General features: G+C 51.9%; 9 protein-coding genes. 6 read left to right on the forward strand and 3 right to left on the reverse strand.

The genetic code is table 11. The features are described from left to right. Nucleotides 1-3 precede the first annotated feature (3 nt). The gene (locus C7T94_RS06000; RefSeq protein ID WP_162618570.1) at nt 4-591 is read right to left on the reverse strand and encodes an RNA polymerase sigma-70 factor; all 588 of its coding nucleotides are present in this window, start codon (nt 589-591) and stop codon (nt 4-6) included. 180 nt (nt 592-771) lie between these two features. Between C7T94_RS06000 and C7T94_RS06005 the strand changes: the two genes are divergently transcribed. The 6 genes from C7T94_RS06005 to C7T94_RS06030 all read left to right on the forward strand — a co-directional run bounded on the left by C7T94_RS06005 (nt 772) and on the right by C7T94_RS06030 (nt 9351). Further along, nucleotides 772-1410 carry a class I SAM-dependent methyltransferase gene (locus tag C7T94_RS06005; protein ID WP_107214371.1) on the forward strand — a complete coding sequence of 213 codons (639 nt, stop codon included), beginning with the start codon at nt 772-774 and terminating at the stop codon, nt 1408-1410. Between the two features lie 421 nt (nt 1411-1831). Then, a complete protein-coding gene (locus C7T94_RS06010) occupies nt 1832-5128 on the forward strand; it encodes a SusC/RagA family TonB-linked outer membrane protein (RefSeq protein ID WP_239494937.1) in 3297 nt (1098 codons plus the stop codon). Nucleotides 5129-5148: 20 nt separating this feature from the next. Next, entirely contained in the window at nt 5149-6927 is a 1779-nt protein-coding gene (locus C7T94_RS06015) for a RagB/SusD family nutrient uptake outer membrane protein (protein WP_107214372.1), read from the forward strand. A gap of 7 nt (nt 6928-6934) precedes the next feature. Beyond that, nucleotides 6935-7777, forward strand: coding sequence for an endonuclease/exonuclease/phosphatase family protein (locus tag C7T94_RS06020; RefSeq protein WP_107214373.1), 843 nt, complete (start codon nt 6935-6937; stop codon nt 7775-7777). Nucleotides 7778-8103: 326 nt separating this feature from the next. Further along, complete coding sequence (locus C7T94_RS06025) at nt 8104-8334, forward strand: hypothetical protein (RefSeq protein ID WP_107214374.1); 231 nt, start codon at nt 8104-8106, stop codon at nt 8332-8334. A gap of 9 nt (nt 8335-8343) precedes the next feature. Next, complete coding sequence (locus tag C7T94_RS06030; protein ID WP_107214375.1) at nt 8344-9351, forward strand: hypothetical protein; 1008 nt, start codon at nt 8344-8346, stop codon at nt 9349-9351. A 50-nt stretch (nt 9352-9401) separates the two neighbouring features. Here the strand turns inward: C7T94_RS06030 and C7T94_RS06035 are convergent, their stop codons facing one another. Both C7T94_RS06035 and C7T94_RS06040 read right to left on the reverse strand, forming a co-directional pair. Next, nucleotides 9402-10841, reverse strand: a complete 1440-nt coding sequence (locus C7T94_RS06035) for a TolC family protein (RefSeq protein ID WP_107214376.1) — start codon at nt 10839-10841, stop codon at nt 9402-9404. Nucleotides 10842-10843: 2 nt separating this feature from the next. Continuing rightward, the gene (locus C7T94_RS06040; RefSeq protein ID WP_107214377.1) at nt 10844-13996 is read right to left on the reverse strand and encodes an efflux RND transporter permease subunit; all 3153 of its coding nucleotides are present in this window, start codon (nt 13994-13996) and stop codon (nt 10844-10846) included. Nucleotides 13997-14010 lie beyond the last annotated feature (14 nt).

Here is a 14010-nt window from a genome sequence, read left to right on the forward strand (position 1 = left end):
TTGCTATACGCAGCCGGCGTATGCAGCGATGCACAGCGAGACCGGCAAAAAGACAAGTTCAATGACCTGCCGCATCTGCCGCAGTGCCCGGCGCATGTGCTGCTCAACCGTGTTCACCGAGATTTGCAAACGTTCGGCAATCTCCCTATTGGTTAAGAACTCTTTCCTGCTCAGGAAAAATACGGTTCTGCATTGTGCAGGCAGGCGTTCGGCCTCCTGCTCAAGACGGCTTTCCAGTTCCCGGGCCTCTAATTGAAGAACGGTATCATGGTCATGAACCGGCGCCGTATAACGGTGCTGTTCGTGGTGTTTTTGTCTGGCAAGCAGCGTGCGGTAGGCATTGTAAATCTTGTTTCGCACCGATGTGTGAAGGTAAGCAGGTACATTCAGGTCGGCCGGGAGGTTTGCCTTTTGCCAATAGAAACCGATAAATGCCTCCTGGACCAGGTCTTCGGCAAGAGCCTTGTCATCCAGTTTCCGCCGCGCGAATAGCAGAAGCTGCGACAGGTGCCGCTTGAACAGCGTCTCGAATGCACGCTCTGACCCTGCTTTCCATTCGCGAAGCAGTTCAGCGTCGGTAAGGGCTTTCAATTGGATATAGTTGGTTAGGTTTACGTAAATTTAAAAAAATATTCCATGCTCCAGCCACATGCTGGCTTATTTTAGCTGCAAAGCTATGGGCAGATGCAGCAATGCCTGTTAAGCTGTTGTGAAGTTTTTGTGCCCCGGCCGGAGGCGACATCGCCTGTTCCGGCTTTACTGAATACACGTATGGACAGCCAAAACGACAAGCCCGGCTTCTGGGAGTCTGCTTTTAACGAGAAAGGTGAAATGTGGGGTTTTGCGCCGGCAAATTCTGCCGTCAGGGCAAATGACCTGTTCTTAAAGCAGGGACCCGGCAAGGTGCTCGTTCCGGGAATTGGTTATGGCCGGAATGCCCGCCTTTTTGTTGAAAGCGGCATGGACGTAACCGGAATTGAAATCTCGGAGACCGCCATCGCAATGGCCAAAAAACACTTCGGAGAAGCCCTGAAAATTTACCACGGTTCGGTAACCGACATGCCTTTCGATGCGGACTTATATGATGGCATTTTTTGTCATGCCCTGATCCACTTGCTCGATGCACCTGAGCGCGCCAAACTGATCGCTGACTGTTACCGGCAAATGGCTCCGGGTGGTCATATGATCTTTACCGTCATTTCAAAAACAGCAGCCACTTATGGCAAGGGAAGGCCTATCGGACCCGACCGGTATGAACAATTTGGTGGCGTAAACCTGTTTTTCTATGATGAGGATGCGATTGTAGCCGAATTCAGCGGCGCGGGCCTGCTCAGCATTGCGCCAATTTCTGAGAACCAGCCTTTTTTCTTTATCGTGTGCAGGCGTCCGCTCAATGACATCACATCCTGATTTCCCTCAGCTGGCCGTTTTGCGACGCGCTGCGACGACACGGGCTGTCGACGCCGGCACGGCCACTGCTTCCTGGTCCCGGATCATCCCTCCTGACTGTGCCTTCCTTCTCCTGAGGCCGTTAAGCCGGCTGCGCTTGATGCGGCCGTCCGGCTGCCCGAACCTTTAGATTGATCCTGGTGGCACTTACCCGATTGGAAAAAGCTCATGAACGGTAATGAAACAAATCGAAACGAAACTGAAAACTCTTCGTAAATCTTTGTATATTCATTCACCGCATATGCCCATCAACTAACGCATTCAGCCCTGACCATTCGTATCAAGCACGTAACCTCTTTTTAACTTCTGCTTTACCTGCCGAAATTAGTTTTGCAGCATTCCCGGATAACGAACTGTTTTTAAAAATTAAATGAGCTAAGAAATGAAGAAACCTTTACTGCGCTGGCAGCAGGCGGTACTTTGTCTGGCCTCGGTTGCACTTGTAACCACGGCTGGCCCGATGCCTGTACATGCCTCAGAATTTCCGAAGACCGGTCACCTCTTCGCGAGCAAAGCGCCCGGAACGATCACCGGAAAAGTGGTCGATGAAAAAGGCGAATCACTGCCGGGTGCAACCATCAGAGTCAATGAGCTGAACGCTGTAACCACGACAAACGCCAACGGCAATTTCAGCCTGAACGTTGCGCCGGGCACCTACTCCATCACGGTCAGTTTTATATCGTATGTGAGCAACACAATTGGTAAAGTCGTGGTGCGCGATGGCGAGCCTACCACCATCAATGTGACCTTGAAGGGCGAAACGAACAGCCTTAAAGAGGTGCTGGTGGTCGGCTACGGTACACAAAAACGGGAAAACGCAACCGGTGCCGTTGACCAGATCACCTCGAAATCTCTTGAGAATCGCCCAATTACCAACCTGACACAGGGTTTGCAGGGCATGCTGCCTAACCTGAACCTGAAAATGATGGATGGCAAACCAACACAATCGCCAAGCTACAATGTCAGGGGAACGACATCTATCGGACAAGGAGGAAACGCCCTGGTGCTGGTGGATGGCTTTGAAGGCGACCCCAGCCTGCTGAACCCGAACGATATCGAGAGCGTGACGGTTCTGAAAGATGCGGCCTCGGCTGCGATCTATGGCGCGCGCGGTGTGTTCGGAGTTGTGCTGATCACCACCAAAAAGCCGGAAAAAGGCCGCACAAGGGTAGACTTTAGTTCCAATTACGCCGTTAAGAGCCCGCTGCAGGTGCCCGACTTTGTTACAGACGGGTATTTGTGGTCGAAAATGTTTGCAGAAGCTTTTGTGAACGGAGACGGGGCTTTTCCGCAAAATGCGAACAAGACGCAGAAGTTTTCCCAGGCTTACCTGGAAGAGTTTAGAAAGCGGTCTGAATCAGGTCAGCCCTACAGCCAGGTCGAAGTTGATCCGGTAACCGGCGAGTACATTTATTATGGCAGTACCGACTGGTATGGGGAGCTGTATAAGAAAAATACACCGGCTACAGAAAACAACCTGATGGTAAGCGGGGGCAGCGACAGGGCTTCGTTCCTGGTGTCAGGCCGATTCCAGCAGCAGGACGGCTTGTTCAGGTACAATACAGACGACTATGACATGAAAAACATCCGTGCCAGCGGCCAGGTTCAGGTATTCCCCTGGCTGAGCGTAGAAAACAATGCGGACTACTCGGTCATGAATTACCACAACCCGATCAACGTAGGTGAAGGGGGCGGAATCTGGCGCAATATTGCAGATGAAGGCCACCCGACCCTGCCCCTGCTTAATCCTGACGGCTCGCTAACCTTTTCATCAGCCTACACCGTTGGCGATTTTTATTACGGCAAAAACGGGCGCGACACGCGCCGGCAGGTATTCAGGAACATTACCGGTTTACGGTCTAAATTTTTTGACAACAAGTTTCGCGTTAATGTCGATTTTACTTTCCGAAATACCAACGAAGACATCAAACAGCGCCGGGTTCAGGTACCGTACAGCAATACCCGCGGCATCACATCGTACATCGGTACCACAACAAACGACTTGTTGTTCGATGGCAGGGAAACCCAATACCTGGCTACAAATATATACGGTGAATATGAGAACCGTTTCGGCGATCATTATTTCAAGGCCATGGCAGGCTACAATTATGAGCAGTCTACCTATAACCGTGTTGCCGTTCAGCGCAACGGGATCATCTTTGAAGATGCAAGCGATCTGAACCTCGCGCTCGGCCAGGCCATCACCACAACCGGCGGTTACGAACAATGGGCCATACTTGGCGGGTTTTCGCGGCTCAACTACGCCTTCAAGGACCGCTACCTGCTCGAGGTCAATGCGCGGTATGATGGCTCTTCAAAGTTCCCGGCTTCGCAGCGCTTCGGGTTTTTCCCCTCGGTTTCTGCCGGCTGGCGCATCAATAAGGAATCTTTCTGGACCGTGTCAGACAAGCTCATCTCAGACCTGAAGTTACGTGCCTCTTACGGCTCGCTTGGTAACGGGAATATCAATTCATATGCGTTCCAGGAGATTTTTAACATTTCACAGTCGGGGGTCATCCTGAACGGATCACGTCCGCAGGTTACCCAAAACCCGAACGTGATTCCTGCCGGCTTAACCTGGGAAACCTCAACGACCACAAATGTGGGGCTGGACCTTTCCATGCTCTCGGGGCGGTTAAACTTTGCGGGTGATGCGTATGTCCGTAAAACCACCGATATGTTTACCATCGGATTGACACCGCCCGCCGTGTTTGGTGCTGCGGTACCCAAAGGCAATTACGCAGACCTGACTACCCGTGGCTGGGAGGTTTCTCTGTCCTGGAACGATAAGATTGGCAGCAATAGGCCTTTTGCTTACAATGTCAGGCTGACACTTGCAGACAACAAGACGAAAATCGACAAGTACAACAATCCGGATAAATTGCTGAGCGACTATTACGAGGGGCAAACGCTGGGTGAGATCTGGGGTTATGAAACCGAAGGATTTTTTATTGACCAGGCTGATATCAACTCGCATGCAAAGCAAGCACCCCAGATGCGTGCCTCGCCAACCAACCTCTGGTATCCCGGCGATATCAAACTGCGCGATCTGAACGGGGACGGCTTTATCAATGTTGGCAAGAACTCGGTCAACGATCCCGGCGATCGCCGCATTATCGGTAACTCTGCACCACGGTACAACTACGGCATCAGCCTGGGTGCCAACTGGAACAACGTATTTTTCTCGGTATTTTTCCAGGGAATTGGCAAACAGCAGTGGTACCCGAGCACCGAAACGGAAATGTTCTGGGGGCAGTACAACCGGCCATACAACAACATCCCGACCTTCCACCTGGGCAATATGTGGACGCCTGAAAATACAGATGCCTATTTTCCGCGCACAATGTCGCGTGCAGCGTCGAGCAACACCAACCGAACGCTTGGCGTAGCACAGACACGGTACCTGCAGAATGTGGCTTACCTGCGCATGAAAAATATCCAGGTAGGCTACAACCTCCCTGTAAAACTGGTGCAGCGCATTGGCGCGCGTACAGCCAGGGTGTTTTTCTCGGGCGAGAACCTGTTCACTTATTCGCCGATGTACAAGATCGTCAAAACCATTGACGTTGAAAATGCCGTACCGTCTGACCAGGACCTCAACCCGAACAGCACGAATGGAGATGGTTACAACTACCCGCTCATGAAATCATTCGCATTTGGTTTAAGCCTTGGTTTTTAACGGGAATAAAAATTAAAGACATGAAAAAACAACTGATATATATACTTGTGGGGCTTGTTACTTTGGTTTCCTGTAAAAAACTGGAGCAGGAACCCGAATCGTCAGCCTCGAAGCAGGCCGTTTTCGGTAATGAGAGCGGGCTGCGGTTATACACCAATTCTTTTTACAACATGGGTTTCCTGCCGAGAAATTCGACCAGCCAGGACGCCATGTCAGACTACCTGGCCGTACGTGAGGTGCAGGCATTCATCAGGCCCGGAGCCTACGCACCAAACACCAGTTCGGGCTGGACCTGGAACGAGCTGCGTAACATCAATTATTTCATTGCAAACTGTACCGACCCGGCCGTTCCTGCCGATGTAAGGAACAATTACCTCGGTATTGCGCGGTATTTCCGCGCCTACTTCTATATGGAAAAGGTAAAGCGATTCGGCGATGTGCCCTGGATCGGCAAACCGCTTGATATTACTGACCCGACATTGAATGCAGGCCGGGACAAGCGCACCCTGGTTATGGACTCTGTACTGGCCGACCTTAATTTTGCCTGTGCGAATATCAAGGCAACAAACGATCCCAGCAGGACGACCGTAACCAAATGGGTGGCCTATGCCTATAAATCGCGGGTGTGTCTGTTCGAAGGCACGTTCCGCAAATACCATGACGAGCTGAACCTGCAGGCAACCGCCGAAAAGTGGCTGCAGGAAGCTGCAGCGGCTGCCGGTGAGATCATGAAAAGCGGCGGCTACAGCCTGAATACAACCGGGGGGCCGGGTGCTTCTTACCGCCAGGTCTTTACCAGCACCGCACCCGTTGCCGCTGAAGTGTTGCAGGCAGCTGTAGCCGACGTGAACCTGGGTGTACTGAACGAAGCAAACTGGTGGTGGACCAGCGGGACCTATGGTGCCAAAGCCAGTTTCATCCGCACGTTTATCAACACCTACCTGAAGCTTGATGGCACGCCTTTCACCAACGATCCGAGTTACAGGACCATGCTGTTCAAAGATGAAGTGAAAAACCGGGACCTGCGTTTGAAACAGACGATCCGCTCAGGCGACTACAAACGGATCAGCGCAGGGCAGCAAGTACCCGCGCCGCCCGTATTCTCCTATACCTTTACAGGTTACCAGCCTATTAAATGGACACTCGACGACATGTATTACGATGCAGGTGCCCTGAATATCAATGCGGTGTCCTTGTTCAGATACGCCGAGGTACTCCTGAATTATGCCGAGGCCAAAGCTGAACTGGGCACCCTGACCGATGCAGACTGGGCCACGACCGTAGGTGCGCTGCGTGCCCGTGCCGGCATTACCGGTGGCCTGACCACCATGCCGGTCGTTGCAGACCCCTACCTGAAGGCGAATTACTTTCCGTTAATCAATGATCCGCGCATTTTGGAGATCAGGCGGGAGCGGGGTATAGAGCTGAGCCTGGAAGGATTCCGGCTTGCCGACCTGCTGCGCTGGAAACGGGGCGAACTCATGACGCAGGAATGGAACGGCTTTTATGTACCTTCCTTAAATACCCCGATGGACCTCAACGAAGACGGTATCCTGGACGTGGCCTTTTACAGGGGTACGAAACCCAGTCCGGCTGTTGCGGGTGTCACCTATGTAGACGTTTCGCCGACCATCGGCAATGCCGTCAATTCCCAGCAATTGAAAAACGGAACTTCGGGCGAGCTGGTCTGGATGAACGAGATCGAGCGCAGGTGGAGCGATAAGCTGTATTTTTACCCGATACCTCTGAATGACCTGATTAGAAACCCCGCGCTCGGGCAAAACCCGGGCTGGCAATAAGAAGCTTATGAAAATTAAACTGATCACCGCAGCAATTGTGTTGTTAGCCGGCACGCTGCTGCAAGCCCATGCGCAACGCCTGACCATTGGTACCTTCAATATCCGGTACGACAACCCGAAAGATTCGGGTAACCTCTGGGTTAACCGCGCGCCCATCGTGTCAAGCCTGATCCGCTTTCATGGTTTCGATGTACTTGGCGTTCAGGAAGGCCTGAAAAACCAGCTGGACGATATCAGCCGGGCACTGCCTGAGTATACCCGTTACGGCAAAGGCCGTGATGACGGGAAGGAAGGTGGGGAACATTCAGCCATCTATTTCAGGAAAGACCGGTTCAAACTGCTTAAAAGCGGCGATTTCTGGTTGTCTGAAACACCAGATAAGCCAGGACTCGGTTGGGACGCCACCTGCTGCAACCGCATTTGCTCCTGGGTGTACCTTGAAGATCTGCAGACCAAAAAAAGGTTTTATACCTTCAATGTACATTTTGACCACCAGGGCAAAGTGGCCAGAAAGGAAAGTGCGAAACTGATCCTGACCAGGATCAATGCCATTGCAGGCAATGCGCCTGTCTTGCTCACCGGCGATTTCAATGGCGGGCGCGACAGTGAGTGGTACCTGACCATTGCCAATTCAGGACTGCTCAAAGATGTGCACAGCGCTGTAAAACACCCTTATGCAAATAACTCCTCGTCGAACGGCTTCAGAACGCCGCGCAGCATGGCGGTTATTGATCATATCTTTATGACCAAACAGTTCGGAGCAAGCCGTTGGGGTATTCTAACCGATACCTATTTCGGTAAGTATCCCTCAGACCACTTCCCGGTACTGGCAGAAGTGACGCTGAAATAGGCGGGAACACCAAATACGAATCGCCTCCATAAGTGTGAGCTTATGGGGGCTGTTTTTTGTTGAAACATGCGGTTACGGTTCTGAATAGCCGCTCACACCCTTGCGCTTTAAGCGCTGGCGTTGGTGCAGGGGTTTGCCTGTGGCTTGGGAGCGCGCAGCAGGGTCGATGTCTGTATTGCGACAAGACGGGTGTACAGACACACGATGGGATCTATGACCGAAAAACAGAATGCGCTCACTTTTGTTAATTTTTACATAACCCGGGCATTTTATTTTTCTTACAAGATAAAATTGCTGTATATTAGTAGGTAATTCATCGTTTTGCCATGTCCATTCTTACAGAACTTTCCGTCAGCATCAGAAATGTCCTTGATACATTTTTTGGCTCAGACACCGATGTGATGAGCCAGCAGGTGAAATACATCATGGCCAATCCGCAAGACCGCAGAAACTACCTGAATGCGCTCCAGAAACTTCGTGCACTCGAAGAGCAGGGGCAACATGGAACTGAGGTGGTCAGGTTAAGCAACAACGAAAGTCTCGAGCTTACCGTTTAAGTCATATTCATGGAAGCCGGGGTGACCATTTTCAGCATCGCCTATGTGGTGGTGCTCATTGTTCCCGGTATCATTTTTAAAAGGTTCTTTTTTCAGGGGGCATTCTCCGGTCAGTTCAATACGGGTTTGTTTGCAGACCGGATCATTACAAGTCTTTTTTGGGGAATCCTGGTGCAGATCATTGGCATCCTGTCTTACAGCCGTATTGTGAACCTGGGGTATAACGATCTCAAAAACAATGTACAAACGGTTTACAGCAACCTTCAGAAAAATAACCTGCCAGACTTTGACTCGTCAGAACTGCTGCACATGTTCGTATACGCGATTTACTGCGTGATCCTTGCTGCCTGCCTCGGCTTTTTCCTGTTTAAAACCATCCGGCTGCTGGGACTTGACCTTAAATTTCCCGCTTTCCGTTTTCTGAACCAATGGCATTATTATTTCAGGGGCGAGATTCTCCGCACGCGCGAATTCAGGCCTTCGGGCAAAGGGCGGGTGCTGTCGACCGAGGTAGACATCATTGTGCGCGATGGAAATGATTCGAATCTTTTTTCCGGCCTGCTTACGCAGTACACGCTGAACAGGCAAAATGAACTGGAGGCACTTTACCTGACCGGAGCCACGCGGTATTCCCAGTCACAAAAGGGTGTGAAAGCCATACCGGGAGACATTTTAATTATTCCCTATTCCACTGTTCACAACCTCAATATCCGCTACAATTACCAGGTCAGGAAAGAACGGGAGCGGGGCAGATACCTGTACATTACCGTTTTCGGACTGGTCCTGATCTTCTGCATAGTGTATCCCTGGTTTCTCGAAATCAGCATCTGGCGCAAGGTGCTCGGCGTAATCACCCTGTTTTCCGGCTGGCTGTTTCTTTCAACCTATTTTATGTCCTTTTTCCGGCCGTCTGCCGGTGCTGTTCCGCTGTCGACAGGGGCAAGAATACTGATCGTTCTCCTTTTCCTGACCATGCTGACCATATCTGCGTGGATCCTCATGGGTGTCGGGTTGTAGCCAGCTTCGAATAAGTTAAAAAAAGCCGGCCAATGCTGGCCGGCTCCGTATTACTTCCAACCGCCGCCTAAGTCGCGGTATACGTTTGTAACAGCCAGCAGCTGGTCCTTTTTTGTCTCGATCAGCTCCAGTTTTGCTTCGAGGGCATCGCGCTGGGTCATGAGCACCTCCAGGTAGTCGGCCCGTGCTGACCTGAACAGGGCGTTCGAAATGGCCGTCGAGCGATCGAGCGCCGCAACCTGTTCTGATCTGAAACCATAACTTTCTTTCAAATTGGCAATTTTAGCGAGTTGCGTCGACACTTCCAGGTAAGCTGCCAGGATGGTTCTTTCGTAGTTGTACATGGCCTGTACCTGCCGGGCATTGGCATTGTAAAACTCGGCTTTAATGGCGGCGCGGTTTACGAGCGGTGCGGCCAGATCGCCGGCCATGGAATACAGCATAGACTCCGGCAGCTTAACCAGGTAAGACGGTTTGAATGCCTGCACGCCGAGTGCGGCCGTAATGCCCAGCGATGGGTAAAATTCGGCCCGGGCTATCTTCACGTCGAGTTTTGCTGCACTAAGTTCGAGTTCGGCTTTCCTGATATCGGGGCGATTGGAAAGCAGCATCGCCGGCAGGCCCGTATGGGTTACAGGAAGAGTTTCTTGCAGAAAACCGGTGCTGTTGCGTTTTATGGCCTGAGGGTACCTGCCTAACAGGAGATTGAGCGTATTTTCGGCTTCAGTAATTTTCTGCCGCACCTCAAATTCCAAACTCAGGGAACGCTGTACCTCGGCCTGAAACTTTTGTACGGCAAGTTCTGTTGTGCGGGCTGCTTCTTTCTGAATTCGTACGATCTTCAGGGCGTTCTGCTGCAGCGCGATGGTTTGCTGTACCACGGCCAGCTGGTTATCTAATGCGAGCAGTTCATAATAAGTTCTGGCAACCTCGGCAATCAGGTTCGTCAGTACGAAGTTTTTGCCCTCTACGGTGGCCAGGTAGCGGGCAAGAGCTGCTTTTTTTGCGTTCCTGAGTTTTTTCCAGATGTCAATCTCCCAGTTGGCGTACAGCGAGATACCAAAATCGGCAAGCGGATCGGGCACCGGTTTTCCGGGCTCAATTTCTGTCGATGCATCGCCGGCACCCTGGCTGGTGTAACGGCCCGGTTTATCAAGGCCGGCTCCGATCCGTGCACCCACAACCGGCCGGAGCGGCGCCTGCCTCAGGTGCACATCGTTGCGGGCCAGGCTAATCTCCTGCATCGTTATGTTTAATTCCTGGTTGTTCTTCACCGCGGTGTCAATCAGCGCGACCAGGTTGCTGTCGTTAAAAAATGTTTGCCAGGGCAGGGCGGCGGCACTGGTCCTGTCAGGTACAGCAGGGTGCGCAAAACGGTCAGGTATGCTGCGGTTTTCGTTGCGCTGCGTCATGACGGGTATTTTGCACCCGGCCGCGGCAAGCAGGAGCGCCGCCAGGAGCAGGCTTGCCTGTGTTTTATATGTTAACATAACTATAGATCTTCTGTTAAGGGACTGTCTTCTTCATTTTTTATTAAGGGATGCCGTTCAGCAATACGGCCGAAAATGTAATACAGGCCCGGTACGACAAGCACGCCGAAAACGGTCCCGAACAACATGCCGCCAGCGGCGGCGGCACCGATGGTCCGGTTGCCTATTGCACCGGGTCCGGATGCGAACACCAGCGGAATGAGGCCCGCTATAAACGCGAAGGAAGTCATCAGGATCGGTCTGAACCGGATACCGGCACCCTCCATGGCTGCCTGGAGCACCGTGGCGCCCTCGCTATGCCGCTGCACCGCAAACTCAACGATCAGCACGGCATTTTTGCCCAGCAAACCGATCAGCATGACCATGGCAACCTGTGCATAAATGTTGTTCTCAAGACCAAGCAGCTTCAGAATGAGAAAGGCGCCAAATATACCTGCCGGCAGGGAAAGGATCACGCTCAGTGGCAAAACAAAGCTTTCATACTGCGCAGAAAGGATCAGGTACACAAAACCCAGGCAAATGAGGAAAATGTACACGGCCTCGTTGCCCCGCGCCACTTCATCTTTCGATATGCCAGCCCAGTCAATGCCAAAACCCCTTGGCAGCGTTTTTTCTGCCACTTCCCTGATGGCGTCAATGGCGGCACCGCTGCTATACCCCGCAGCGGCCGATCCGCTGATCTCGGCAGCATTATACATGTTGTGCCGGGTAATTTCAGACAAGCCGTACACCTTTTCCATTTTCATAAATGCTGAAAAAGGCACCATCTCGTCACGGTCGTTCTTTACGTACAGTTTAAAAATGTCTTCAGGCAGCGCCCGGTACTGGGGCAGGGCCTGCACCATCACTTTGTATTGGCGGTCAAATTTGATAAAGCTTGTTTCATAGTTGCTGCCAACCAGGGTAGAGAGCGTATTCATGGCATTTTCAATGGTAACGCCTTTCTGCTGTGCAATGTCGTTATCGATGCGCATCATGTATTGCGGGAAACTTGCGCTGTAAAATGTAAACACAGACGACAGCTCCTGCCGGCGGCTCAGCTCCCTGACAAAGTCATGGCTTACCGTTTCCATTTTTTTGAAGTCGCCGGATCCCGCTTTGTCAAGCAGACGCAGCTCGAAGCCGCCTGCGGCACCGTAACCCGGCACGGCAGGTGGCTGAAAAAATTCGATCGTGGCGCCGGTAATGTCTTTTGATCTTTCTTCCAGCTCTTTGATCATATCCTGTGCCGATTCTTTACGGTCTTCCCAGCTTTTCAGGTTGATCAGGCAGGTGCCCGAGTTGGCCCCGGTGCCTTCAGTCAGGATTTCGTATCCCGCGAGGGAAGAAACCGATTGCACGCCGTCAATCTCTTCGGTGATTTTCTGTAGCTGCTCGGCTACCTGATTGGTGCGCTCAAGGGAAGAGCCTGGAGGTGTTTGAATCACGGCATAAACCATCCCCTGGTCTTCGTTGGGAATGAAACCCGAGGGAAGGCTGGCATTGAGAAACCAGATGCCCGTACAGAAAGCCAGCAAGGCCATAAAAGTAACCGACCTGCGGCTGATGATTTTTCGCAGCAGGTTTTCGTACCGCCCCGTTAGCCGGTTGAAACCCTGATTAAAAGCCGCCAGCACGCGGTCCATCCGGTTCTGAGGGCGGGCTGCATCATGTTTTTTGAGCATGATGGCGCAGAGGGCAGGCGTAAGTGTCAAAGCCACGACCCCTGACAAAATAATGGCTGTGGCCATGGTGATGGAGAATTGCCGGTAAAAGATCCCTACTGGCCCTGACATAAATGCGACAGGAATAAAAACCGCCGCCATCAAAAAAGTAATGGCAATAATTGCACCGCTGATCTCTTTCATGGCCTGTTTGGTAGCCTTTCGCGGCGCGAGGTGTTTTGTTTCCATTTTTGCATGCACCGCCTCAATAACCACGATGGCGTCGTCTACGACAACGCCGATGGCCAGCACCAGGGCAAAAAGCGTGATGAGGTTCAGCGTAATCCCGAAAAACTGCATGAACACAAAGGTGCCGATCAGCGACACGGGAACGGCAATGGCCGGGATAAGTGTGGAGCGCCAGTCGCCGAGGAATAAAAATACGACAAGCGCTACCAGGATGAAGGCTTCAACAAGGGTGTGAATGACCTTCTCCATAGAAGCGTCCAGAAACCTGGATACATCATAGCTGATCTCGTAATCAAGACCTTGCGGGAACGAGCTCTTTTTTATTTCCTGCAGTTTGGTCTTGACATCTTTGATTACCTGGCTGGCATTGCTGCCGTAAGATTGCTTCAGTACAATCGCTGCCGAAGGCCGGCCATTTAGGTTTGAATACAGGTCGTACATGGCGCTGCCGAATTCAACGTCAGCCACGTCTTTTAGGCGCAGCATTTCGCCCTTTGAACTTGAGCGCACCACGATATTTTCGTAACCGGCCTGGGTATTGAAACGGCCAGGGTACTTCAGTACATACTCAAAGGCCTGTGAACGTTTACCCGAGCTTTCGCCCGTTTTGCCTGGAGAGGCTTCCAGGCTTTGCTCGTTCAGTGCTTTCAGCACCTCTTCGGCAGAGATCTTATAAGCCAGCATGCGGTCAGGTTTGAGCCAGATGCGCATGGCGTATTCCCTGTTGCCGAGGATGTCTGCCACGCCGACACCATCTACGCGTTTCAGTTCTGAAAGCACATTGATGTCGGCAAAGTTGTAGAGAAACTTCTGGTCCAGGTGCGGGTCTTTCGAGTAGAGGTTCACATACATGAGCATGTTTGATTCTTCACGTGTAATCTTCACGCCTTCGCGCACCACCAGGGGCGGCAGTTTATTGACTACAGAGGCCACACGGTTCTGTACATTGAGCGATGCCTGATTGGGGTCTGTACCAAGGTTGAAGACGACTTGTATCGTCGCCTCGCCATCGTTTCCGGCGTCTGAGGCCATATATTTCATGCCGGGAACACCATTAATGGCCCTTTCAAGCGGGATAATGACAGATTTGATCATCAGTTCGCCGTTGGCGCCGGGGTATGCTGCCGTGATGTTCACCTTGGGCGGGGAGATCGATGGGAACTGGGTAACCGGCAGGTGGGTCATGGCCAGCACGCCGAGAAAGGCAATGATCAGCGAGATCACGATAGAAAGTACTGGCCGCTGAATAAATTTGCTAAACATATAATACTTTTTGG

This window comes from Pedobacter yulinensis (genome assembly GCF_003029735.1).
Taxonomy (GTDB): domain Bacteria; phylum Bacteroidota; class Bacteroidia; order Sphingobacteriales; family Sphingobacteriaceae; genus Pedobacter; species Pedobacter yulinensis.

Coding starts and splice junctions, on each gene's coding strand:
- C7T94_RS06005 (WP_107214371.1), top strand. CDS start 772: ATGGACAGCCAAAACGACAAGCCCGGCTTCTGGGAGTCTGCTTTTAAC.
- C7T94_RS06010 (WP_239494937.1), top strand. CDS start 1,832: ATGAAGAAACCTTTACTGCGCTGGCAGCAGGCGGTACTTTGTCTGGCC.
- C7T94_RS06015 (WP_107214372.1), top strand. CDS start 5,149: ATGAAAAAACAACTGATATATATACTTGTGGGGCTTGTTACTTTGGTT.
- C7T94_RS06020 (WP_107214373.1), top strand. CDS start 6,935: ATGAAAATTAAACTGATCACCGCAGCAATTGTGTTGTTAGCCGGCACG.
- C7T94_RS06025 (WP_107214374.1), top strand. CDS start 8,104: ATGTCCATTCTTACAGAACTTTCCGTCAGCATCAGAAATGTCCTTGAT.
- C7T94_RS06030 (WP_107214375.1), top strand. CDS start 8,344: ATGGAAGCCGGGGTGACCATTTTCAGCATCGCCTATGTGGTGGTGCTC.
- C7T94_RS06035 (WP_107214376.1), bottom strand. CDS start 10,841: ATGTTAACATATAAAACACAGGCAAGCCTGCTCCTGGCGGCGCTCCTG.
- C7T94_RS06040 (WP_107214377.1), bottom strand. CDS start 13,996: ATGTTTAGCAAATTTATTCAGCGGCCAGTACTTTCTATCGTGATCTCG.